25 protein-coding genes, 1 tRNA gene and 1 riboswitch are annotated in these 22,603 nt (G+C 68.3%); of the genes, 7 read left to right on the top strand and 19 right to left on the bottom strand.

Annotated features, from left to right (window positions below; all coding sequences use genetic code 11):
* Positions 1-71: 71 nt before the first annotated feature.
* The gene (locus ACZ9GM_RS06215) at positions 72-965 is read right to left on the bottom strand and encodes a tyrosine-protein phosphatase (RefSeq protein WP_476037431.1); all 894 of its coding nucleotides are present in this window, start codon (positions 963-965) and stop codon (positions 72-74) included.
* A gap of 201 nt (positions 966-1,166) precedes the next feature.
* Positions 1,167-1,502, bottom strand: a complete 336-nt coding sequence (locus ACZ9GM_RS06220) for an acylphosphatase (RefSeq protein ID WP_291473235.1) — start codon at positions 1,500-1,502, stop codon at positions 1,167-1,169.
* Between the two features lie 158 nt (positions 1,503-1,660).
* Between ACZ9GM_RS06220 and ACZ9GM_RS06225 the strand changes: the two genes are divergently transcribed.
* Positions 1,661-1,924, top strand: coding sequence for an avidin-fold protein (locus ACZ9GM_RS06225; protein ID WP_291473236.1), 264 nt, complete (start codon positions 1,661-1,663; stop codon positions 1,922-1,924).
* A gap of 26 nt (positions 1,925-1,950) precedes the next feature.
* Here ACZ9GM_RS06225 and ACZ9GM_RS06230 read toward each other — a convergent pair whose 3' ends face one another.
* Positions 1,951-3,453, bottom strand: coding sequence for an alanine/glycine:cation symporter family protein (locus ACZ9GM_RS06230; RefSeq protein ID WP_291473237.1), 1,503 nt, complete (start codon positions 3,451-3,453; stop codon positions 1,951-1,953).
* Between the two features lie 66 nt (positions 3,454-3,519).
* Between ACZ9GM_RS06230 and ACZ9GM_RS06235 the strand changes: the two genes are divergently transcribed.
* The 3 genes from ACZ9GM_RS06235 (at position 3,520) to ACZ9GM_RS06245 (ending at position 4,971) form a co-directional block, all read left to right on the top strand.
* Complete coding sequence (locus ACZ9GM_RS06235) at positions 3,520-3,939, top strand: dihydrofolate reductase family protein (protein ID WP_476037432.1); 420 nt, start codon at positions 3,520-3,522, stop codon at positions 3,937-3,939.
* Between the two features lie 107 nt (positions 3,940-4,046).
* Positions 4,047-4,117, top strand: a riboswitch (guanidine-III (ykkC-III) riboswitch).
* Positions 4,118-4,131: 14 nt separating this feature from the next.
* Entirely contained in the window at positions 4,132-4,446 is a 315-nt protein-coding gene (locus ACZ9GM_RS06240) for a DMT family transporter (RefSeq protein ID WP_014010248.1), read from the top strand.
* An 84-nt stretch (positions 4,447-4,530) separates the two neighbouring features.
* On the top strand, positions 4,531-4,971 hold the full coding sequence (locus ACZ9GM_RS06245; RefSeq protein WP_291473239.1) for a VOC family protein: 441 nt from the start codon (positions 4,531-4,533) through the stop codon (positions 4,969-4,971).
* Between the two features lie 7 nt (positions 4,972-4,978).
* On the opposite strand, the gene mutM is transcribed toward ACZ9GM_RS06245, so the two are convergent.
* The 11 genes from mutM to ACZ9GM_RS06300 all read right to left on the bottom strand — a co-directional run bounded on the left by mutM (position 4,979) and on the right by ACZ9GM_RS06300 (position 15,155).
* Complete coding sequence (gene mutM, locus ACZ9GM_RS06250) at positions 4,979-5,851, bottom strand: bifunctional DNA-formamidopyrimidine glycosylase/DNA-(apurinic or apyrimidinic site) lyase (protein WP_476037433.1); 873 nt, start codon at positions 5,849-5,851, stop codon at positions 4,979-4,981.
* A gap of 7 nt (positions 5,852-5,858) precedes the next feature.
* A complete protein-coding gene (gene rnc / locus ACZ9GM_RS06255) occupies positions 5,859-6,602 on the bottom strand; it encodes a ribonuclease III (RefSeq protein ID WP_291473241.1) in 744 nt (247 codons plus the stop codon).
* Positions 6,602-7,198 carry a YceD family protein gene (locus ACZ9GM_RS06260; RefSeq protein ID WP_476037434.1) on the bottom strand — a complete coding sequence of 199 codons (597 nt, stop codon included), beginning with the start codon at positions 7,196-7,198 and terminating at the stop codon, positions 6,602-6,604. Before ACZ9GM_RS06260 ends, rnc begins: the two co-directional genes overlap by 1 nt.
* A 38-nt stretch (positions 7,199-7,236) precedes the next feature.
* On the bottom strand, positions 7,237-8,001 hold the full coding sequence (locus ACZ9GM_RS06265) for a DivIVA domain-containing protein (protein WP_291473243.1): 765 nt from the start codon (positions 7,999-8,001) through the stop codon (positions 7,237-7,239).
* Between the two features lie 84 nt (positions 8,002-8,085).
* On the bottom strand, positions 8,086-8,574 hold the full coding sequence (gene coaD / locus ACZ9GM_RS06270) for a pantetheine-phosphate adenylyltransferase (RefSeq protein WP_291473244.1): 489 nt from the start codon (positions 8,572-8,574) through the stop codon (positions 8,086-8,088).
* Between the two features lie 230 nt (positions 8,575-8,804).
* Complete coding sequence (locus ACZ9GM_RS06275; protein WP_291473245.1) at positions 8,805-9,377, bottom strand: RsmD family RNA methyltransferase; 573 nt, start codon at positions 9,375-9,377, stop codon at positions 8,805-8,807.
* Positions 9,374-9,589 carry a biotin/lipoyl-containing protein gene (locus tag ACZ9GM_RS06280; RefSeq protein ID WP_291473246.1) on the bottom strand — a complete coding sequence of 72 codons (216 nt, stop codon included), beginning with the start codon at positions 9,587-9,589 and terminating at the stop codon, positions 9,374-9,376. Before ACZ9GM_RS06280 ends, ACZ9GM_RS06275 begins: the two co-directional genes overlap by 4 nt.
* 63 nt (positions 9,590-9,652) lie before the next feature.
* Entirely contained in the window at positions 9,653-11,890 is a 2,238-nt protein-coding gene (locus ACZ9GM_RS06285) for an ATP-dependent DNA helicase RecG (RefSeq protein WP_476037436.1), read from the bottom strand.
* Positions 11,891-13,390, bottom strand: a complete 1,500-nt coding sequence (locus ACZ9GM_RS06290) for a DAK2 domain-containing protein (protein ID WP_476037437.1) — start codon at positions 13,388-13,390, stop codon at positions 11,891-11,893.
* Positions 13,387-14,091 (bottom strand): uracil-DNA glycosylase, encoded by a 705-nt coding sequence (locus ACZ9GM_RS06295; protein WP_291473249.1) that lies wholly within the window; start codon positions 14,089-14,091, stop codon positions 13,387-13,389. The genes ACZ9GM_RS06290 and ACZ9GM_RS06295 overlap by 4 nt, the downstream gene beginning before the upstream one ends.
* Positions 14,088-15,155, bottom strand: coding sequence for a thiamine-phosphate kinase (locus tag ACZ9GM_RS06300; RefSeq protein ID WP_476037438.1), 1,068 nt, complete (start codon positions 15,153-15,155; stop codon positions 14,088-14,090). The genes ACZ9GM_RS06295 and ACZ9GM_RS06300 overlap by 4 nt, the downstream gene beginning before the upstream one ends.
* A gap of 65 nt (positions 15,156-15,220) precedes the next feature.
* Between ACZ9GM_RS06300 and ACZ9GM_RS06305 the strand changes: the two genes are divergently transcribed.
* Complete coding sequence (locus ACZ9GM_RS06305) at positions 15,221-16,225, top strand: DUF3515 domain-containing protein (protein ID WP_291473251.1); 1,005 nt, start codon at positions 15,221-15,223, stop codon at positions 16,223-16,225.
* Here ACZ9GM_RS06305 and ACZ9GM_RS06310 read toward each other — a convergent pair whose 3' ends face one another.
* A complete protein-coding gene (locus ACZ9GM_RS06310; RefSeq protein WP_291473252.1) occupies positions 16,226-17,323 on the bottom strand; it encodes a D-alanine--D-alanine ligase family protein in 1,098 nt (365 codons plus the stop codon). It lies immediately after the preceding gene.
* Between the two features lie 21 nt (positions 17,324-17,344).
* On the bottom strand, positions 17,345-18,364 hold the full coding sequence (locus ACZ9GM_RS06315) for an NAD(P)H-dependent glycerol-3-phosphate dehydrogenase (RefSeq protein WP_291473253.1): 1,020 nt from the start codon (positions 18,362-18,364) through the stop codon (positions 17,345-17,347).
* 83 nt (positions 18,365-18,447) lie between these two features.
* Between ACZ9GM_RS06315 and ACZ9GM_RS06320 the strand changes: the two genes are divergently transcribed.
* Positions 18,448-19,497, top strand: a complete 1,050-nt coding sequence (locus ACZ9GM_RS06320) for an NUDIX hydrolase (protein ID WP_291473254.1) — start codon at positions 18,448-18,450, stop codon at positions 19,495-19,497.
* Between the two features lie 9 nt (positions 19,498-19,506).
* On the opposite strand, the gene leuD is transcribed toward ACZ9GM_RS06320, so the two are convergent.
* Positions 19,507-20,094 (bottom strand): 3-isopropylmalate dehydratase small subunit, encoded by a 588-nt coding sequence (leuD, locus tag ACZ9GM_RS06325; protein ID WP_291473255.1) that lies wholly within the window; start codon positions 20,092-20,094, stop codon positions 19,507-19,509.
* A gap of 11 nt (positions 20,095-20,105) precedes the next feature.
* Positions 20,106-21,563 carry a 3-isopropylmalate dehydratase large subunit gene (gene leuC, locus ACZ9GM_RS06330; RefSeq protein ID WP_291473256.1) on the bottom strand — a complete coding sequence of 486 codons (1,458 nt, stop codon included), beginning with the start codon at positions 21,561-21,563 and terminating at the stop codon, positions 20,106-20,108.
* Positions 21,564-21,697: 134 nt separating this feature from the next.
* On the opposite strand from leuC, the gene ACZ9GM_RS06335 reads away from it, so the two are divergent.
* Positions 21,698-22,423, top strand: coding sequence for an IclR family transcriptional regulator (locus ACZ9GM_RS06335; protein ID WP_291473257.1), 726 nt, complete (start codon positions 21,698-21,700; stop codon positions 22,421-22,423).
* Between the two features lie 91 nt (positions 22,424-22,514).
* On the opposite strand, the gene ACZ9GM_RS06340 is transcribed toward ACZ9GM_RS06335, so the two are convergent.
* Positions 22,515-22,587: transfer RNA gene (locus ACZ9GM_RS06340), tRNA-Glu, on the bottom strand.
* Positions 22,588-22,603 lie beyond the last annotated feature (16 nt).

The following is a 22,603-nucleotide window of genomic DNA, read 5'->3' on the forward strand; positions in this document are numbered from 1 at the left end:
TTCGGTGTTCGCGAGGCAGTACAGAACAGATGATGACTATGCCATCCTACCTGCCCGTTCCGCGTTCCCGGTCAGGCCACAAGCTTGTCCCGTAGACCATCCACTGTCTCGTCACCGAGGTTGAGCCCATCGGTCAGATAGCGGTCGATTCCTACGTACTGCGCGTCCATGGCGTCTAGCCCCGCCTCAAGAAAGTCCGGACTGACACCGAGGAGCACGCGATACGATGCGGCCTCCGCGTCACCCTTGTGTGCCTCAATCTGGTCGACGGTGGCTGCCACACGATCTCTGGTGTAGTCATTCGTCGCGGTGTAGTTGGCAATCACATCCTCCCTCGACACTCCTGACGCGAGTTGCAGCACTGCCGCGACCCAACCCGCCCGGTCCTTACCGGCGGTGCAGTGGAAGAGCACCGGCCCATCCGACTCAGCGACGGCGGTGATCACCTTGCCGATGCCTTCACGCATCGTGGCGTCTTCGACGAACTGGACGTTCGCCTGCCGGAGCATCTCCCTTGCCTTCTCCGGAGTCGACAAGTCCAGGTCAGATTGCTGATTGGCCGCATTCTCCGTGTCTCCCAGGATATTGATATTCCTGTACTCGGCGCCCGCGGGAACCCGGTCCGGTGTCTCCGCGATCTCTTCCGAGGTACGCAGATCAATGACGGTTCCCACCCCGAGACTCTCCACGGTGGACAGGTCCGCATCAGAAAGGTCAAGTACATTGGACCGGTAGACGACACCGGGACGAAGTGTCGCGTCACCGGCCGCGTATGCCTCAGTGATACCGGCGACGTCGCGGAAGTTGTCGGCAGAGGACAGCCGAGGAGTGTCCAGGACAACAGGTGTAACCGACCCATCCGCTTCCACTGTCTCTGATGCTGCCGCTGCCGCTCCGACGGCATCTCCGTCAGACTGACACCCGCTGAGTGCCAGGGCACCAGTGGCAACCACGCCGGTGAGCACCGTCCGAGCGGTACGTCGTTTGGTTGGAAGAATACGGGGGAACCGGGAAGGAAGGGGGGAGGTCATGATGGACTTTCTGGGTCGGAGACTGCCACGGACGGTCACCCGTGCGGCGACCATCGAACACCCTCGCACCCGAAAGAGGCGCGGAGCTTCCCCCGCAGCGGCGGCGAGGTGACGTTCAGGTGAACTGTCAGGCTCTCACCGGGTCCCGAATCCCTCGTAGCCGCCGCGTGGGCCGGTCACGGAGTCCACCACGGTGTCGACGCAGCCAGGCGTGTCGCCGGAACGCAGCCAGGCCAGCAGAGTGTCGGTGGAGTCCTCACGCCCTTCGGCGACGACGAGGACGCGGCCGTCCGGGTAGTTCGACGCGAACCCGACAAGCCCGAGTGACAGGGCCCTCGTCCGGGTCGCCCAGCGGAAGCCGACGCCCTGGACGTGCCCGTGGACCCACGCGGTGAGGCGGACGGGGGACGCGGCGAGGTCGGCGGGTTCGGCGGGTTCGGCGGGTCGGGCGGGATCTGCCTGGTCAGTCATGCCGCCGAGTCTAATCCAGTCGGGCGACTGTCGGATATCGCACCTCGCCTGCAACATCGACCGCCACGAACTGGACACTTTCTATTGGCAAGTTGGAGGTGGGTGCGATATTCCGCATCCGTACCCCTGGGTTCGCCACCGCCGTTAGTGTCGTCCCCGTGCAGAACACCAACCCCCTCCCCTCACTTGATGACCGCCGCTTCACGGCCGCCGCCCAGGCCGAGGGCGGTGAGATCCGCCCCACCACCGTCTTCCACTACCACGAGGCCGACGGTGAAATCTGGGCCGAGTACGCCGGTGGCGAGGTCCGCCGGGGGTTCCTCGTCGGTACCCGGGCCGACGACACGCTGAGCTTCCGCTACAGCCACCTCAACACCGACGATGAGACGGCGTCCACACAGTGCCCTGATCAACTGCCCTGATCAAGTGCCCTGATCAACTGCCCTGATCAGATACGCAGTCCGACCGTTCCCACGGCCTCGAAGGAGTCGTCCTTGTCGTCCCAGCACTCGACATTCTTCAGGCCCGGGATCATGGACCGGCGGAACACCGGGTCCTTGCCCTCCCTCTTCTGGAGGCTGTAGTTCCGCAGCAGCTTGAGCACCACCGGACACAGCGGGATCAGCGCACAGAGGTTGAGCACCACCATCGTCGCCGCCCCGGTGTCCGCCAGCGCCCAGATGACCGGCACATCGACGATCGCGCCGAGGAAGACGCAGATCACCACCAGCGACCGGAAGACAAGCATGACCACCGGGTTCTTCGTGAAGTACTCCACATTCGACTGGGCGAGGTAGTAGTTGCCGATGACCGAGGAGAAGGCGAGGAAGAACAGGATCAACGTCACCGCGTGCGTGCCCCAGTCACCGACCTGGGCCGCCATCGAATCCTGCGTCAGCTTCGCCCCCTCGACATCGGTTCCGAAGGTCGGATTGGACAGCAGGATGATGAAGGCGGTCACCGAGCAGACGACGAGGGTGTCGAAATAGACGCCGAGGGTCTGCACCAGGCCCTGCTTGCATGGGTGGGACGCCGCGGCGGTACCGGCAGCGTTCGGGGCGGAACCCTGACCTGCCTCGTTGGAGAACAGACCGCGACGCATGCCGTTCATGAACGCGGCACCGACAGTCGCGCCGGCGAACTCCTTGAACCCGAATGCCCCGCCGATGATGTCCCCGACAACTGAGGGGATCTCGGAGATGTTCATCCCGATCACCAGCAGCCCGAGCAGGATGTAGGCGATCGCCATGAACGGCACGAAGATCTGGGTGAAGGACGCGATGCGCTGGACACCACCGAAGACGATCATCGCGGTGAGCAGAGCGACGGCGACACCGATGACGACCTTCATCGTGGTGGTGTCGCTGTCGACCGAGGTGGCGACGGAGCTGACGATGGAGTTGGTCTGCAGGGCGTTGTTGATGAATCCGAAGGTGATCGTGATGACCACGCCGAAGATCACCGCCAGCCACTTCGCGTTGAGTCCACGGGTCATGTAGTACGCCGGGCCGCCACGGTAGGCGTTGGCGGCGTAGTCACGGGTCTTGTAGAGCTGGGCCAGCGTCGCCTCGATGAAGGCGGTGGCACCGCCGAGGATGGCGATCATCCACATCCAGAACACCGCACCGGGGCCACCGAGGGTGATCGCGACAGCCACGCCGGCCACATTGCCGGTACCGACGCGGGACGCCGCGGAGATCGTGAACGCCTTGAACGGCGAGATGCTCTTTTCCGGGGCCTTGGTGCCCTTCTCCCCGGCATGGGCCGCGGCACCTTGCGCCAGGATGTCGTCATCCTGGGACGGTGGCTCAGTCACCGCACCGAACATATGGGGCAGCAGCCGGATCTGGACCACGATCGTTCGGATACCGAAGTAGACACCGGCACCGACGAGGATCCAGACAACGACGCCCCAGTAGGAGTCATTTAGTGAGGTGATGAAATCCGCCATGTCGGGCGACTTTACGGTAGGGGACGCCGGGGCGCTCGGCAGCGACTGTCGCCGCTGGTAGGCTCCGTGACACGTCGGCTCATCATCACCGAGGACATCACCCCGTACGGTGTCGTCGAGATTGACGGCACCTGGTTCGACCCCACCGACAACGACGAGCAGGGGCGAGAACTGGCCGGAGTCACTCAGGACCACGCGGCCGCCTCAGACGGTTTCCTCGTCGGACGCATCACGTTCGAGGAGATGCAGGAGTTCTGGCCGGGACAGGTCGACGACAGGACCGGCGTCACCGACCATCTCGACCGCGTCGGGAAATATGTCGTCTCCTGCAGTCTCGAGGATCCGGACTGGGAGGGCACCACCGTCCTGCGTGGTGGGGACGACCTTGCCGGGCAGATCCGTGAACTCTCGACACTGCTCGACCTCACCCTCGCAGAAGGCAGGGCGTTCTCCGGCGGCGTGGTGCTCCTTCGCTACACGCGGTAGGCGATTGTCGACCAGTCAATCCGCCGCGTTCCCCTGGGTCAGTCTGAGCACAGGTTCCGGGAGGTTGCTCGCCCAAGGTCCACCGGTACCGTGTGCTATTACTGGAGGCGACGGTGACCAGAGACGTTCACCGCCGGACGAGGGAGCCGTACCCGGACGACGACAAGACGGCCACGAAAGGTCGTGGCTGCCATGTCATGGTTCATTCTCGTTGTCTCCGGTGTCTTCGAGGCGGTCTGGGCGACCGCGCTCGGGCGTTCCGACGGACTCTCCCGCCTCTGGCCGACTGTCGTGTTCTTCTCCGCACTGGTCGTCAGCATGGGCGGTCTCGCGTGGTCGATGCGGGATCTGCCGACCGGCACCGCCTACGCGGTATGGGTGGCGGTCGGTGCAGTGTGCACCGTGGCCTGGGCGATGACGACCGGCGAAGAACCGGTCACTGCACTGCGGATCCTTTTCCTCACGGTCATCATCGGCGGCGTGATCGGGCTGAAGCTCGTCAGCTGACCGGCGCCTCCTACCACTGCCGGAGCCCCGGAAGAGATTCGCCGGGTGGTTGGCACCGGGACAGGCACCTGTCAGACTCGGTCCATGGAACCACGCCTGCACTTCCTCACGCTCGCAACTCCCGACCTCGACGCGGCACGGAGGTTCTACCACGATGGGCTGGGGTGGCCCATGGCACATGACGAGCCGGGCGAGATCATCTTCTTCCAGATCGCCCCGGGGCTGCTGCTCGGACTGTTCGACGCCGGGAAGTTCGACGAGGACCTTCTCCGTGACCGGGCGAGCGGCGGTGGCAGTGCCGTCAGCGGTGTCACGCTGGCCCACAACGTACCTGACCGGGACAGTGTCACGGACACGCTCGCCGCGTTCGAGGCGGCAGGTGGAACGATCCTCACGCCGGCCCAGGAAGGCCCATTCGGCGGAGTCTTCCACGGCCACGCGGCAGACCCGAACGGCGTCATCTGGGAGATCGCCCACAACCCGGGCTGGTACATCGCCGACGACGGCTCGGTGTTCTTCGACTAGCTGCGGCTCAGCGCCGCTGACACTCCGGGCAGTAGTGCGAGGACCGGTTGGTCCACTGTTCCCGGACAACGGGCGTCCCGCACCGAGGACACGGCTCGCCCTCGCGTCCGTAGACGTTGAGCGACCGGGAGAAGTACCCGGACGCCCCGTTGACGTTGACGTAGAGGTCATCGAAGGAGGTCCCGCCCGCGGCCAGGGCCCGGGTCATCACCTCAGCGGCGGCGTCCAGCAGGGCCACGACATCGGCCTGACGCATCGCGGTCGCCTTCTTCCGCGGATGCACCTGTGCCGCCCACAGTGCTTCGTCGGCGTAGATGTTCCCGATTCCGGAGACCACGGTCTGGTCCAGCAGGACACGCTTGATCTCGGAGCGCTTCTTCCGGATGACGCGGGCGGTGTGCGCGGTATCGAAGGCCGCGTCCAGCGGATCCACGGCGATATGCGGCACCGGGTCGGTCACCCCCGGGGCGTTGAGTTCCCAGCGGCCGAAGGTCCGCTGGTCGACGAAGCTGAGCTCCAGTTCTCTCCCGGTGTCTGTGACCAGCAGTGACCGGATCCGCAGATGCGGTGAGGTCACCTGGCCCGGCTCGCCGAGCAGCATCTGCCCGGACATACCGAGGTGGACCAGGAGGCAACGTCCTGAACCCTGTCCTGCCCCCTCAGCCACACGCGGGTACTCCAGGTCGATCCAGAAGTACTTGCCCCGCCGTCGGAGAGCGGTGATCCTGGCGTCCTCCAGACCCGCTTCCAGGGCCGCGGCACCGCCGGGCTGGCCACGTACCGCGCGTGGGTGAAGCACTTCGGTGCCGATGATGGTCGCACCGGTCATGTGCTCGGCCAGACCGCTGCGGACGACCTCGACCTCAGGAAGCTCAGGCACCGACGACTCAGCCGTTCAGCCCACTGAGCATGCGGTAGGCTTCACGGGCGGCATGGTGCTCCGCCTCCTTCTTCGTGTGCCCGGTCCCCGTGCCGCGCACCTCACCGTCAAAGGAGACGGTCGCGCTGAAGGTCTGGTCGTGGTCCGGCCCCTTGACGTCGGAGGCGTACACCGGGTCCCCGGAGATCCTCAGGTCGGACATCTTCTCCAGCAGCACGGTCTTCCAGTCCATGGTGAGACCGGTGGACGGGGCGGTGGTGATCTTGCGCTCGAAGATGCGCAGCACCGTGGCACGGGCGACCTCGAAGCCGCACTCCAGGTAGATCGCGCCGAGCATGGCCTCCACCGAGTCGGCGAGGATGGAGTGCTTGTCGGCACCGCCGGTCATCTCCTCGCCGCGTCCGAGCAGGATATTTGCACCCATGCCCAGCTCCCGGGCCACCTCAGCCAGGGCGTACATGTTGACCACACCGGCGCGCATCTTGGAGATGTCGGACTCGGAACGGTCCGGGAACTGCCGGTAGAGCTGCTCGGCGACGGAGAGACCGAGGACGGCGTCCCCGAGGAACTCGAGCCGCTCATTGTTCGGCAGGTTGCCGTTCTCGTTGGCGAAGGAACGGTGCGACAGTGCCAGACGCAGCATCCCGTCGGACAGTTCCACACCCCACGCCGCAAGCAGCGGGGCATGGTCGGTCTTCGAGAATGCCGCTTCCAGTGCGGCTTCGCCGGTCAGGCGACGCTTACGCGACATCAGTTCTTCCCGTCTTCACTGTCGTCGGAGCCTGCCTCGTCGGCGATCTCGTCGAGCTTGCCTGCCAGGCCCGCCCACCGGGTGTCCGGGGCAGCCGCCTGCTCCTCGGAGATGCCGTCGGGAGCGGGGGTGTCCTCGGCGCACTCGTGACCGTAGTCCTCGCACACCGGGTTGAACGGCAGGTTCAGGCCCACCTCGTCGAGCACCAGCTGGGTGATGTCGACCATGTCGTCCTGGACGAGCAGCGGGTCGAAATCATCGTCGTCCTCGGTCTCGCCCCCGGCGACACCGTCACGGGTGATGAAGTCGGCGTTGAGGCCGAAGACGTCGCTGATGTGCACCGACAACGGCTCATCGAGTTCCGCCAGGCAGCGGGAGCACTGGCCGGTGGCCTGGCCGTGGACGGTGGCGTCCACCAGCAGGGACTCCCCCAGGTTCGACACGTCGGCGTCGACCTCGATCGGCGATCCCTCGGTGACACCGAGCATCTCACCGCCGAGGCGGACCGGTGCGGGGCCGGTGGTGGTCAGGTGCTGAGGCATTCCGGTGGACCGGAGGACCTCACGGACTTCAAGCTGGAAGGGATTCGTACTCACCTTGTCATTCTTACCCTTCTCAGGTCAGGCGGGTCGAATCAGCCGCGCTCGCCCCAGTCGTTGCGGCTCTCGCGCGGTTCACGCCCCTCCCGCTGCTCGCGCGGGTACCGGTTGCCGGAGACACCCGCACCCTTGCGCAGTGCGGAGCGGTCGCGGGACACGGTGCGCAGCGACCCGTTGAGGGACTCCTCGAACTGGGCCAGCGTGCTGTCGACGTACTGGTCGCACTCGCGGCGCAGCCGGTCGGAGTCGGCGTGTGCGGACTCGATGATGCGGCGGGCCTCTGCCTCGGCCTCGCGGACGACCTCGGACTCGCTGACCAGTCGACGCTGCTCGGCGATACCTTCGTTGACCGCCCGGTCGTAGAGATTGTTCCCCTCGTCCACCAGGCGGGTCTTCTCCGCCTCGGCTCGGGCGGTGGTCTCCTGGTACTCACGGCGGGCGTCCTCCTCCAGGCGCACCGCCTGCGCCTCGGCGTCGGAGACGGTGGCGTTCGCCCGCTCCTCGGCGTCCGCCAGAGTGTCTTCCGCCTGGTTGCGGGCGTCCGAGAGGATCTGGTCGCGTTCGGCCTCGGCGTCAGAGACGAGGTTGGTCGCCTTCATCTCCGCCTCGGAAAGGATCGCGTCCTCCCGGTCAAGAACATCCTGGGCATCGTCCAGGTCACCGGGGATGGAGTGCCGGACCATGTCGAGCAGATCGATGGCACTGGAACGGTTGACCATGCAGTTCCCCGACATGGGGACTCCATAGGCCTGTTCCACCAGTGTCTGCAGATCGTCGAGGCCCTCGAAAGTCTTGTACATGACAGCCAGCATGCCAGAAACCGGCGAGATGTTACGGATGTGACACGCGGGACCCGGACATCTGGGTGGCCACCGGCCCGGCCGCTACCCCCGGTACTTGGCGAGCACGGCGTCGGCGACATTCTCCGGCAGCAGACCGTTGACGTCACCGCCGTACTTCGCGACCTCCTTGCAGATCGTCGAGGAGACGTAGCCGTACTCCGGGTCGGTGAGGAGGAAGAACGTCTCCACCCCGGTGAGCCGCTGGTTCATCTGGGCCATCGGCAGCTCGTACTCGTAGTCCAGGGAGCTGCGCAGCCCCTTCACCAGGGCCGGGATGTCGTGCTCGCTGAGGTAGTCGACCAGCAGACTGTCCCAGGTGTCGATGGTGATCTTCTCCGCCTCCGGCAGACCGGTGGCGTCCAGTGCCTCCCGGATCAGCGCGATGCGCTCGTCGGCGTCGAAGAGCCCGGACTTGTTCGGGTTGAAGGTCACCAGCACGGTGACCTCGTCGAACATCCGCGCGGCGCGGGTGAAGATGTTGATGTGACCGTTGGTGACGGGGTCGAAGGACCCGGGGCAGCAGACTCGCATGGCCCGTATTTTACGGCCTGCGCCGTCCACCGTGCTGTCCGAGGTGCCCGCACACCGCCACGACAAGGATGCCGGAGACTACGAGGAGCCCCGGTGAAACGGCCGATGCACTGGCTGACGACGGCCACCGACGACGGCCACCGACGACGGCCACGGCGAGCACCACGGTCCCCACCACCGAGACCGGGACCGGCCACCCCCGCCGCGCGCCGGTGCGCCACTCAGCGCGCTCAGTCCTCGGTCCCCCGCCAGATCGCCATATCCATCCGGGCGATGCCGAAGGTGCGCTTCTTGAGCTTCTGACCGGTGGTCTCGAACCCCTCGGGCCAGTCGACCTCGGCGGATTCGACGTGCCGCTCGACGACCACCACGGCGTCCTTCGTCAGCAGCGGGATCAGCGCCCGGACCATCTCGTCGACGGCCTCGTCGGCGAGCTCATAGGGCGGGTCGGCCAGCACCATCGTGTAGTGCTCGCGCGGCGCACCGGCGAGGAAGACCGAGGCCTTAGCCTCGACGACCCGGGTGGCGGGGTGACCGACCACGGCGGCATTGGCTCGCGCGGTCTCGCAGGCCCGGTTGTTGTCGTCGACCAGGGTCACTTCCGCTGCACCGCGGGACGCCGCCTCCAGGCCGAGTGCCCCGGACCCGGCGAAGAGATCGAGGACGACCTCACCGTCGAAACCGAAGCGCACCTGCAGGGAGGAGAAGAGCCCCTCGCGGGCGCGGTCGGAGGTCGGCCGCGTCCCCTCGGACGGCACCTTGAGCTTCCGGCCGCGGGCATTGCCGGAGATGATGCGGGTCACTGCAGCGCCTCCAGCGTCAGCAGGAGGTCCCCTCCGTCGACGGCGGAGAAGTCCTCGACCCCGCCGCGACGTGCGGTGCCCGGACCCGGCGCGACGACATTGGCCTCCACTTTGACGGCCTCGACCACGGCGAGACGGTCACCGGCGGCGACGGTCTGCCCGTCCTCCACCTCGAACCTGACGTGCCCGGCGAAGGGCGCGAAAATATCCATGCCCCGCAGTGTAGTCGGCGCCCGGTGGTCGGCATGACGGGGACCGCAGCTCCGCGCGGAAGGTCAGCTCCGCTCGATGAACTCCTGGTCGTCATCGGCGATCTCGGCGACCAGTGCCCGGGCCAGCGCCGTGTCATAGCCGACAAGCTCCCCGGCGTACCGGCGGGCCTCCTCGATCACCGCGGCGTCATCGGCCAGCGACAGCAGGCTCACCCGGCGTGCCCGCGAGCCGGACTGGCTCTCCCCGAGCACGTCACCCTCCGTTCTGGCACGCAGGTCCAGTTCCGCCAGTGCGAAACCGTCGCGGGTCGCGGCGATGGATTCCAGCCGCCGGGAGGATGCCTCCCCCTCCGGCACGGCCGTGCACAGGAAGCACCAGGAGTTGTCGGCGCCACGGCCCACGCGTCCGCGCAGCTGGTGGAGCTGGGAGACACCGAAGTTCTCCGCGTCGACGACGACCATCACGGTCGCCTCGGGGATGTCGACACCGACCTCGACGACGGTGGTGGCGACGAGTACGTCGATCTCACCGGACGCCAGGTCCGCCATGACCTCGGCCTTGTCGTCCATCTTCCCGTGGAGTCGGCCGACCCTCAGACCTGCCAGGACGCCGTTCTCCAGTCGCGAGGCCACATCGTCGACCCCGCCCTCCCCGTCGATGCGGGGGACGACGATGAAGGCGCGGTGCCCGGAGGCGACCTGTTCCCGGATCACGGCGAAGACCCGGTCGACCCATCTGCGCTTGTAGGTGGGGACGACGAAGGTGTCGACCTTTCCGCGTCCTGCCGGGGAGCCGGCCAGGGTACAGACCGACAGATCACCGAACATGGTCATCGCGACGGTGCGCGGAATCGGAGTCGCGGTCATGACCAGCAGATGCGGGGTGCGCTCGACCGGGGCGTTCTCCCGCAGCCGGTCACGCTGACGCACACCGAAGCGGTGCTGCTCATCGACGACGACCATGCCCAGGTCAAAGAAATCGACACTGTCCTGGATGATCGCATGGGTGCCGACGACGATGTCGGAGGTACCGGCGATGATGTCGAGCAGGGCGGCCTTGCGCTCGGCGGCGGTCATCGACCCGGTGAGCAGGGTGACGGTCACCTGGGGCCCGTCGACCCGCTCGAGCAGCCCGGTGAGGGTCCCGGCGTGCTGGACGGCGAGCACCTCGGTGGGGGCGAGGAAGGCGCACTGTGCCCCGGAGTCGACGACGCGGAGCATCGCGAGCAGCGCCACCACCGTCTTGCCGGAACCGACGTCACCCTGCAGCAGCATGCTCATCGGGGTCACGGTGTCGGTGTCTCCGCCCATGGCGTCCCCGATGGTCGCCAGTGCGTCCTGCTGCGGCGTGGTGAGATCGTAGGGCAGCCGGTCAAGCAGGGTCGTGTAGCGCGAGTCCGGGGAAACGGGGACGACGGGTCGGGCGTGGCGGGCGGTGGAATCAGCGCGGCGCAGCGCCATGACCAGCTGCAGGCCGAGGGCCTCGTTGAACTTCAGTCGGGTGCGCGCGGCGTCCGGTCCGTCCTCCGGTGGCCGGTGGACCTGACGCAGTGCGGTGGCGAAATCGAGCACGGGCGCCCCCTCGATCTGCGGCCAGGCCGGCGCGCCCGGCACCCGCGGCAGCATCTCGGAGGGTTCACCCATTGCGACGAGGACATGGTCCATCACCGCGGTGACCTCGGCGGTCGAGGTGCCGGGACGCCGCCGGTAGGTCGGCAGCCACGGGTGCGAGAGCACCTTCTGGGCCGCACGCATGCCGCCGGCGACGTCGACGATGGTGGCCAGCGGGCCAAAGGCCCCGAAGGCCTCCTCGTACTCCTCGTCGGTCCGTCGGTGTCCGTCGGCGGTCGGGGCCGGGTGCAGGGTGATGTAGGAGGGGTTCTTCAGCTGCCACTGGTCACGCCAGATGCCGAGAGTGCCGGAGAACATGAGCTTCGCCCCCGGGGTGACGAAGGGACGGTGCATCCGGACATTTCCGAACAGGGCCGAGGAGAAGACCGTGTCCGCCACCCGGAAGGTGAACTGGAGGATCTCGCGGGGTCCGCGCCGGCCGCGGTTGTCCTGGACCTGGGCGGTGAGCACCTCGGCGAGGCAGGTGAACCGGTCCCCCTCCTCCGGCATCTCCCCGGGCACTCCGCCGTGGTCGGTGAAGGCACCGGTGCCGGAACTGTGGACGTAGGCGACCGGAAAGTTCATCAGCGCCTGCCCCATGGTCGCCAGCCCCGGCTTCCCGGCGAGGTTCCGTGCCCGGTTGGGCGTGATGACCAGGCTCAGCGGCCGGGGGTCATCCCATCCCAACATCTACTCCACCCCCACCTGCGCGGTCACCTGCAGTCCGGGGACATGGACGGCGTGGAACTCGGCATCCGGGTGGGACGCCGCGATCTGCGCCTCGGCCTGCGCCATCCCGTCGGCGCCGAGTGCGTCGCCGTAGAGGATTGTGACCAGTTCCCCACCGTCGGCGAGGAGTTCTGCGACCACCTCGGTGACGAGGTCCTCCCCGGTGACGTCGGCCCAGCGTTGGCCGTGGACGGCGTCCGCCATGTCCTCGGCGTTGTCCTCGAGGTCCGAGGTGGGGCTGTAGACGGCGAGTGCGGCCAGCCCGCCGACGACACTGCCGGTATCCACCACGGTCACCGATGCGCCGGTGTCGTCGAGGACCGCGAAGAGGCCGGTGGTGTCCTGACCGTTGGTCAGGACGATGACCGGCCCGGCGACGGCGGCGACGGCGGCGGCGAGGGCGGCGGGACTGTCACCGACAGCAGCACCGGCGGAGCGGAAGAGGGCGGCCAGGCCGTCACCGGCCGCGTCGCCGCCGCCCGGCACCAGGGCGATGACCGGGGACGCCGGGGACGTGGACCTGGGCTCAGCCACCTCGGGCAGGACCTCGATACGTAGGTCATGGACGTCACCAAGGGCGAAGATTTGCTCGATGAGCTCACCTGACCTGGTGGTGTGGACGTGCGCGTGGTGGTCGGGGTCGTCGCCGGCACCGTCACTGACGACGACGACACTGTCGCCGAGCCGCTCCAGCAGGGCCCGCAGCTCCCCGGTGTCGCCGTGGAAGCCGAAGACGAGTTCGAGGTGCGGGTCGGCGCCGCTGCCGTGGGAATCCACTGTGTCCCCGGCGTCACCGGCCACCGCAGCGTCCGGGTCCGCCTGCAGTGCATCGACCAGTGCCTGGAGGATGACGACGAGTCCGCGTCCTCCGGCGTCGACCACACCGGCGTCGCTGAGGGCGGCGAGCTGTCCGGTGGTCTGCTCCAGGGCGCTGACCGCGGCGTCGCGGGCTGCGGTGACGACGTCGCCGAGGGACGCCCCGTCAGTGGCCTCTGCGTCCCGGGCCCCCTCGGCAGCGGCGCGCAGCACCGTGACAATGGTTCCCTCCACCGGGTCCGACAGGGCGTCGAGCACCAGCGCCCTGGCGCGGGCGAGCATGGCAGGCACCGCGCGGGCGGAGAGCTCACCGGTGGCGGACAGTGCGGCGGTGTCCGCGACAGCGCGGAGAATCTGGCTGAGCACCATGCCGGAGTTGCCGCGGGCACCGGCGACCGCACCTGAAGCCAGGGCGGCGGCGACCTCCACCGCACCGTGGACCCCGCTCTCCGCCCGGACCTCCCGCAACCGGGCGACCGCGGACTCCATCGTCGCGGCCATGTTCGTACCGGTGTCCGAGTCCGGGATCGGGAAGACGTTGAGCTGGTTGATCTCGGCACGGTGGCGGCGCAGCCCCTCCAGGGAGGCGGTCGCCCACGCGTCGAGGTAGTCACCCGTGAGGGTGTCGGGGGTGTGGCCGGTCACTGTGCGACCTCCTGGTCGGCCAGGGACCAGTCGACCGGGGCGGCACCCTGGGCGGCGAGGATCTCGTTGACACGGCTGAACGGGCGGGAACCGAAGAAGCCACGGTAGGCCGACAGTGGCGAGGGGTGCGCGGACATCACGCACCTGTCCTCACCGACCAGTCCGGCGACCGACTGGGCCTGGCGTCCCCACAGGACCGCGGCGAGCGGCCGGGTCGCCAGGTGGGAGACCACCGCACCGGTGATTTCCTCCCAACCGGTGCCCCGGTCGCTGCCGGCGGTTCCGGCCTGCACGGTGAGCACCCGGTTGAGCAGCATGACGCCGTGGTCGGCCCACGGGGTCAGGTCCGCGGACTCCGGCTGCGGCAGTCCGAGGTCGGACTCGTACTCGGTGTAGATGTTGCGCAGCGACTTCGGCAGCGGCCGGGTCGTGGCGGCCGAGGAGAATGCCAGGCCGACGGAGTGTCCGGGCGTCGGGTACGGGTCCTGGCCGAGAATGAGGACGCGGGTCTCGTCGGTGGGCCTGGCGAGGGCACGGAAGATGTTCTCCGGGGCGGGCAGCAGCTGCTCGCCGGCGGTGATGCGGGCGGCGGTGCGCCCGGCGGCGGCGGGCAGGTCCACACCGGCGGCATCCAGTTCGGTGCGCCAGGACGGGTGGACGGTCGCCAGGATCGTCCCGGCGACGGCTTCGGTGGTGGTCACAGGGAATCCCACCCCGTGACATAGAGAGGACGCTGCCCGTCGACGGTCACCGGGTCGGCGAGTTCACCGAACCGGGTGGCGTCCCCGGCGTCCCTGACCTCACCGATGATGCGGTAGCCGGCCGGGGGTTCGGTGTCCGTGGTGCCGAGCAGGGTGTGGTCCTCGCCACCGGAGAGCACCCATTCCCACGGGTCGTCGCCGGTGATCTCGGCGGCGTAGTACAGCTGTGCGTCGGGGGTCAGGGCCGCCCCGTCGAGATCGATGATGGCCTCGGAGCGTCGCGCGACGTTGGCGAGGTCGTGGACGAGTCCGTCGGAGTTGTCGGTCATCGCGGACATCCCGGCGGCCCGGCCCACCTGGCCCCGGCCGACGATGAGATGGGGTGCGCAGTGCCGGGAGACGAGGTCCTGGAGCACGGGGTCATCCGGCACGGCCTCTCGGGAGCCGAAGTAGTTGAGCAGGGCGAGCCCTGCGGCGGAGTGGCCGATCACACCCGAGGCGACGACAAGGTGGCCGGGGCGTGCGGCATCCACGGTGAGCGCCGGATCGGGTCCGGCGAGGACACCGATGGCGGTGACGGCCACAATGAGCTGGCGTGAGGTGACCACGTCCCCACCGACCAGTTCGACACCCCAGGGAGCGGCGGTGTCGCTGATGCCGCGGGCGACGTCGCTCACGATGCCGACGGGTAGGTCAGCGGGGGTGGACAGGGACATGAGGACGGCGGTGGGTCGGCCGCCCATGGCCTGGATGTCGGCGAAGTTCTGGCTGACAGCCTTCGCCCCGACCTCGTAGGGGGTGGACCAGTCGAGGCGGAAGTGTTCACCGTCTACGAGGACGTCGGTGGTGGCGATATCCCGCGAGTTCGGCGGGGCAGGGTCGAGGACCGCGGCGTCATCGCCGTTGACCTCACTGGGGGCTGCTTCACGGATCGCCGCGATCGTCGCCGCCTCTCCGACCTCGGAGACTGTGGGGCCGTCGGCGGAGTGTCCGCCGTAGTTCACTGAGGGGTCTTCCGCCCCTGCCGTCCCTGCCGTCCCTGCCGTCCCTGCCGTCACAGCCATCCGCACCCTCATCCATCCAGTAGGCAGTAGTCGTCGCCGCCGGTGCCACCCGTATGATCGGGGCCATGGCAGAGCAGCGTCCCGGTTCCCCGGAAGTCACTGATCAGGGTAGCAGTACCGGAGGACTGTCCCGCACCACGACGGTGCTGGCACTGGTCCTGGCGGTCGTCTTCGTCGGAGCGGTGCTGGCGGGGGCGAAGATCCTCGTCGACCGCAACGTGTACACCGATATCTCCATGGGCCCGGTGGACGCCCCGGACGCGGACTCCCCCGCCTGTGACGCGGTCATGGGCGCACTGCCGGACCGCACCTCCGACTACCGCTCGGTGGGTATCACGGATCCGGCGCCGGCCGGCGCGGCGGCCTACCGCGACTCCGGCGGTGCCGAACTGACGGTACGGTGCGGTGTGTCGGTGCCGGCGCAGTACTCCGTGGTCAGCCCCGTGGTCTCCCACGGCGGCACAGACTGGCTGCGGGTGGATGACGCCACCGCCGGCTCGGACCTGTCGACCTGGTACTCCGTCAGCTCCACCCCGGTGGTCGCGGTGACGGGCAGTTCTGCCCCGGACACCGCGCTGGACAGCACCGTCAGCTTCGACGGTTTCGGCCGGGCGATCGCCGACAACGCCGACGCGTCCGAGGACGCGGCCCCCACCCCGCGCGAGCTGCCGCTGACGAATCTTCCCGCCGACCGCGGTGCGGCGTCCTGCACGGACTTCGAGGACGCCCTGCCGGACGCCTTCGGCGCCCACCGCCGGATCACGGAGACTACGGCGGGCGAGCCGATCGACGGGGTGGCGGTGTGGACCGAGCCCGGGGCTGAGCCGGTCGTGGTGCGTTGCGGGGTCGGGATGCCGGAGTCCTACGCCGCCGGTGCACAGCTGACCCAGGTCGACGACGTGCCGTGGTACGAGGACAGTGCCCTGGGCAACGGGTCGACGGCCGGGGTCTGGTACGCCCTCGGCTACGGCGCGACGGTGGCCGTCTCCCTGCCGCTGGATGTCGGCGACACGGTGCTGCCGCAGCTCAGCGGCATCATCACCGACACCATGGTCAAGACCGGGGAGTAGTTACTTCCGCACCAGGGCGCGGGCGATGAGGATGTCGAGCAGCTCGGGATAGGTCACCCCGGTCGCCTCGAACATCTTCGGGTACATGCTGATCGGGGTGAACCCGGGCATGGTGTTCGGCTCGTTGAGCACGGGGCCGTCCTCGGTGACGAAGAAGTCGACGCGGGCCAGCCCCTCGCAGTCCAGCGCCCGGAAGGTCTCGACGGCCCAGCGGCGCACTGCGTCGGCCTGGCCCTCGGGCAGCGGGGCGGGGATCTCGTAGCTGATGATGTCGTCGAGGTACTTCGTGTCGAAACCGTAGAAGCCCTCCGGTCCGTCCTCGGTGCCCTTGAGCAGTGAGGGATGGGAGGCGTGGACCGTGCCGTCGGGGTACTGCAGCACACCGCACTCGACCTCCACACCGTGGAGCATGGCCTCGACGAGGATCTTCGTGTCGTGTTCGAAGGCGTGCGCCTCGGCCGCGTCCAGGTCCGCCCAGTCGCTGACCTTGGAGATGCCGACCGAGGAGCCGCCACGGGCGGGCTTGACGAAGACCGGCAGACCGACCTTCTGCTTCTCCTCGTCGGTGAGGTCACGACGCTCGGTGAGCACGACCTCGTCACCGACCGGCACACCGGCGGCGCGGGCGATGAGCTTGGTGTACTGCTTGTCCATGCAGGCGGCAGAGGCGAGCACGCCGTTGCCGACGTAGGGCACGTTCGCCAGCTCGATGACGCCCTGGACGGTGCCGTCCTCACCGTTGCGGCCGTGGAGGACCGGGAAGATGACGTCGACTTCGGCGTAGAGGGAGCCGTCGCCGTAGCGGAGCTGGCCGCGTCCTGAGGCGAAGGACCCCGGCACCAGGTTGACGCCGCGCGACATTTTCACGGTCGGCAGGTCCCGGCCGCGGGCGGAGAGTGCCTCGATGTCGGTGGTTCCCTTGACCCACATCCCGGTCTCGGTGATGCCGACGGGGACGACCTCGTAGCGGTCAGGGTCGAGGTGGCTCATCACCGCGGCGGCGGACAGGCAGGAGATGCTGTGCTCGGAGTTCTGGCCACCGTAGAGGACGGCGACGACGGTGCGGGCGGCGGGTGATGTCGGTTCAGTGTTGCTCACCCGGCAGAGTCTACCGGTCGCCTACTCGGCTTTCCTGGTACGGCCCAGCAGGGAGCGCACCGCGTCCGCCACGCTGCCGCCACGGTGGCAGACATCGACCACCGCATCGGTGATCGGCATATCCACCCCGGCCTCCTCGGCGATCTCCGCGATGGAGATCGAGGAGATGACACCCTCGGCGACCTGGCCGCGGGTCGACTCACGGGCCTGGTCCAGGGTCTCGCCCCGGCCCAGCCGCTCGCCGAAGGTGCGGTTGCGCGACAGCGGGGAGTTGCAGGTCGCCACCAGGTCACCGAGACCGGCGAGACCGGCCATGGTGCGCTCGGAGCCGCCCAGGGCCACGGCGAGCCGGGTGATCTCCGCGAGACCGCGGGTGATCAGCGTGGCGATGGAGTTGTGGCCCAGCCCCATGCCCGCCCCCATGCCGCAGGCCAGGGCGATGACGTTCTTGCAGGCGCCGGCGATTTCACAGCCGATGACGTCGTCGTTGGTGTACGGCCGGAAGTAGGGGGCTGCGGCGGCCTCCTGGACCGCCACGGCCCGGGCGTCGTCGGTGCAGGCCACGACCGTGGCGGCGGGCTGGTTGCGGGCGACCTCGTAGGCGAGGTTCGGCCCGGAGAGCACGGCGACGCGTTCCTCCGGCACCTCGGCGACTTCCGCGATGACCTGACTCATGCGCCGGCGGCTGGAGTGTTCGATGCCCTTGGTGAGGCTGACGAGGGTGGCATCCGGCCCGATGAGGTCCCGCCAGGCGGCGAGGTTGGAGCGCATGGACTGCGAAGGCACGCCGAGGAAGACGATCTCCGCGCCCTCGAGTGCCTGTGCCGGATCGGTGGTCGCGGTCAGGGGCTCCGGCAGTTCCACCTCCCTGAGGTAGGTGGAGTTGGTGTGACGGCCGTCGTTGCCGTCCTTTCCCCCGTTGATCTCGCGGGCGATCTCGTCACGGCGGGCCCAGAGGGTGACGTCACTGCCGGCATCTGCGCAGACCTTCGCCACCGCGGTCCCCCAGGATCCCGCCCCCATCACCGCGACCTGCACCATGCTGCCCACTCTCCTGTCGTCGTCGTGCCTATCAGTACGCTGTACATTGAACCAGACTGCCAGACCCGAAGAAGGTAACTCACGTGATCACCCATTCCGGTATCGGTGACCTGTCCACGCCCGTCGCATCCCGGAATCCCGGGGACGCCTCGGGAACCGCGGTCGCCCGCATCGGCAGCTCCCCCTCCGACGAGTTCGTCAATCCGACCTTCGCCGCCGGCGCGGTGATGTGGCGGCGCCTCTCCCCCGCCGACCCGGGTACCCCGGAGACCGGCGCGGAGGACGCCGTCGAGATCGCGATGATCCACCGCCCCCGCTACGACGACTGGTCCCTGCCCAAGGGCAAGGTCGACAAGGGTGAGGGCATCGTCCAGACCGCGGTCCGCGAACTGGTCGAGGAGACCGGGTACGCCTCCTCGCTCGGCTGGCTGCTCGGCTACGTCCACTATCCGGTCGGCACCTCCACCAAGGTCGTCTGGTACTGGACCGCCGAGGTCACCGACTACTCCGAGCCCACCCCGGAGGACACCGACGAGGTCGGCGAACTGCGTTGGGTCTCCCCCTCCGAGGCCACCCGACGGTGCTCCTACGAGGCGGACCGCGAGATCATCGCCGCCGCCCAGGCGCGACTGTCCCTCGGAGCGACGCGACGGGTGCTCTACGTCCGTCACGCCAAGGCCGCCGACCGTCGCGGTTGGCAGGGCGATGACCGCCTGCGCCCGCTGACGAAGAAGGGACGCCGTCAGGCCGAGGCACTGGTCGACGTGGCCCGCGGCTACGGCGTGAAGTCGCTGAGCTCAGCGGCACCGGAGCGGTGCACCGACACCCTCGCCCCGACTGCCGGGGCACTCGGACTGGAGACCGCGGTGGACGCATCTCTGGGCGATGCGGCGGTCGAGGACGGCCCCCGGACCGTGATGGACGCCCTGGTGCGGGCCTCCGCCGCCCCGGTCAGTGAGGTCTGCGCCCAGGGCGTGGTGATCCCCGCGGTGGTCAACGGACTGGCCGCAGATGAAGGGATCGAGATCGAGGACCTGCGCGCGAAGAAGGGTTCGGTGTGGGTCCTGCACTTCAGCGCCGCGGAGAAGCTGCTGGGTGCGGACTACCTGGCGTCCCCGCTGCCGGTGCGGTAAGCGCCGGAGTTACCGGATCACCGGCTTGAAGGACGGCCGGGTCTTCTCGTAGGCGGCGATCGCGTCGGCGTCCTGCAGGGTGATGCCGATGTCGTCGAGTCCGTTGAGCAGGCGCCAGCGGGTGTCCTCGTCGACCACGAAGGGGAAGACGTGCTCCCCGAGGGTGGCGGTCTGTGCGTCCAGGTCGACGGTCATCTCCGCACCGGGACGCTGCTCCAGCAGCTTCCAGATCAGTTCGATCTGTTCCTCGGGCATGACGCCGGCGAGCAGACCGTTCTTGGCGGTGTTGCCACGGAAGATGTCGCCGAAGCGCGGCGAGAACACGACACGGAACCCGTAGTCGAGCAGTGCCCAGACGGCGTGCTCACGGGAGGAACCGGTACCGAAGTCGGGCCCGGCGACGAGCACCGAGGAGTGCACGTAGGGCTTCTGGTTGAGGATGAACTCCGGGTCCGTGCGCCAGGACCTGAACAGACCGGACTCGAAGCCGGTCCTGGTCACCAACTTGAGGTACTCGGCGGGCACGATCTGGTCGGTGTCGACGTTGGACCGCTTCAGCGGCAGCGCCACACCGGTGTGGGTGGTGAATGCTTCCATGTCAGCTCTCCTCAGAGATCGGCCGGGCTCGCCAGGTGACCGAGCACCGCTGTGGCTGCGGCGACCGGCGGAGAGACCAGGTGGGTGCGTCCACCCTTGCCCTGGCGTCCCTCGAAGTTGCGGTTGGAGGTGGAGGCCGACCGCTCACCCGGGGAGAGCTGGTCGGGGTTCATGCCCAGGCACATGGAGCAGCCGGCGGTGCGCCATTCGGCACCGGCGTCGAGGAAGATCTTGTCCAGCCCCTCCTCCTCGGCCTGCTTCTTCACCTGGGTCGACGAAGGGACGACCATCATCCGCAGACCGTCGGCGACGTGGCGTCCGCGCAGCACCTCGGCGGCGGCGCGCATGTCCTCGATGCGGGAGTTGGTGCAGGAGCCGAAGAAGACGGTGTCGATGCTGATGTCGCGCAGCGGAGTGCCTTCCTCCAGCCCCATGTACCTGATCGCACCCTCGGCGGCGATGCGCTCGGTCTCGTCGGTGATGTCCTCGAGGTACGGGACATGGCCGGACAGCGGCAGCCCCTGGCCGGGGTTGGTGCCCCAGGTGACGAAGGGGGTCAGCGCAGAGCCGTCGATCTCGACGACGGTGTCGAAGACCGCGCCCTCGTCGGTGGCCAGGGAACGCCAGTAGTCCACCGCGTCCACCCAGTCCTGTCCGGTCGGCGCGAAGCGACGGCCTCTGAGGTAGTCGAAGGTGATGTCGTCCGGGGCGATCATGCCGGCACGGGCGCCGGCCTCGATGCTCATGTTGCAGATCGTCAGCCGACCCTCCATGGACAGCTTCCGGATCGCCTCGCCCCGGTACTCGATGATGTGACCCTGAGCGCCGCCGGTGCCGATCTTCGCGATGATGGCGAGGATGAGGTCCTTGGCGGTGACGCCGGGCTGCAGTTCCCCGCTGACCTCGATGGACATCGTCTTGAACGGCTTGAGACGCAGCGTCTGGGTGGCCAGGACGTGCTCGACCTCACTGGTTCCGATCCCCATGCCGATGGAGCCGAAGGCGCCGTGGGTGGAGGTGTGCGAGTCGCCGCAGACGATGGTCATGCCGGGCTGGCTGGCGCCGAGCTGCGGGCCGACGGTGTGGACGATGCCCTGGTCGGCGTCCCCCATCGGGTGCAGTTCCACACCGAACTCGTCACAGTTCTTCCGCAGTGTCTCGACCTGCAGGCGGGAGACCTTGTCCTCGATCTCCAGCAGGTTGCCGGTATGGACACCGAGGGTCGGCACGTTGTGGTCCTCGGTACCCAGGGTCAGGTCGGGACGCCGCACGGGGCGTCCCGCCTGGCGCAGACCGTCGAAGGCCTGCGGGCTGGTGACCTCGTGGATCAGGTGGAGGTCGATGTAGATCAGGTCGGGTTCGCCGGGTTCGCCCCTGGTGACGACGTGGTCGTCCCACACTTTCTCGGCCAGGGTGCGGGGTGTGTCCGGTCGTGTGGTGCCCCGGTTCTGCTGTGTCACAGCGGTCACGGTTGCTCTCCTCATGAAAAAGTGCTGCGGTATGAGTTTCACACGGTGGGACGCAGGAGCGGCAGATGCCCCGGGTAGTCAGTCCGGGACCCGGTCCTGGCAGTTCCACTGGATGGAATGTAGTATATCAGATTATGGGAACTACCTCTGACGTCCCGGTACCCGTCACCAGCGGCATCCAGGTACTTGACCGTGCGCTGCTGATCCTGGGCATCGTCGCACGACGACCGCACAGTCTCTCCGAACTCTGCGAGACCACCGGCCTGCCACGCGCCACCGCGCACCGTATCGCCGTCGCCCTCGAGAAGCACCGCATGGTGACGCGACTCGACGACGGCCAGTGGACCGCCGGTCCGGCCCTGGCCGAGCTCGCACCGAAGTCCTCGGCACGCCTCGACGAAGCTGCGGAGTACGTGCTCCCGTCGCTGGTCCAGCGTACCGGCGAGTCCTGCCAGCTCTACAAACTCTCCGGTGCCGAGCGCATCTGCGTGGCCACCTCCGAGCCCCCGCTGGGCCTTCGCGACACCGTCCCGGTCGGTGCCCGGATGACGCTGGCCGCCGGGTCCGCGGCGAAGATCCTCGTCGCCTTCTCCCCCAAGAGCTTCCAGGACGAGATCCTGCAGACCGCGACCTACACCGCCGCCGATCTGGAGCAGATCCGGGTTGCCCGGATCGCCGAGTCCATGGGCGAGCGCGAGCCGGTGCTGGCCAGCACCTCGGTACCGGTGCGGGACGCCACGGGCGTCATCGCCGCGCTGTCGATCTCCGGGCCGATCGACCGGATGGGCCCCTCCCCCGCCGCCCGCCACCGTGAGGCCCTGCACGCCGCGGCGATGGACCTGGAGGAGCACCTGCGGTAGGAGACTGCGCCGGCGGTGACACCGGACGCAGTGACTCACGCAAGCGGAAAGCCCCGCACCAGAAGTTCTGGTGCGGGGCTTTGCCTGTCGGTACTCCGTACGGGATTTGAACCCGTGTTACCGGCGTGAGAGGCCAGCGTCCTGGGCCGCTAGACGAACGGAGCATTCGTTGGTGAGATC

This window comes from Corynebacterium sp. UD i78, assembly GCF_056280545.1.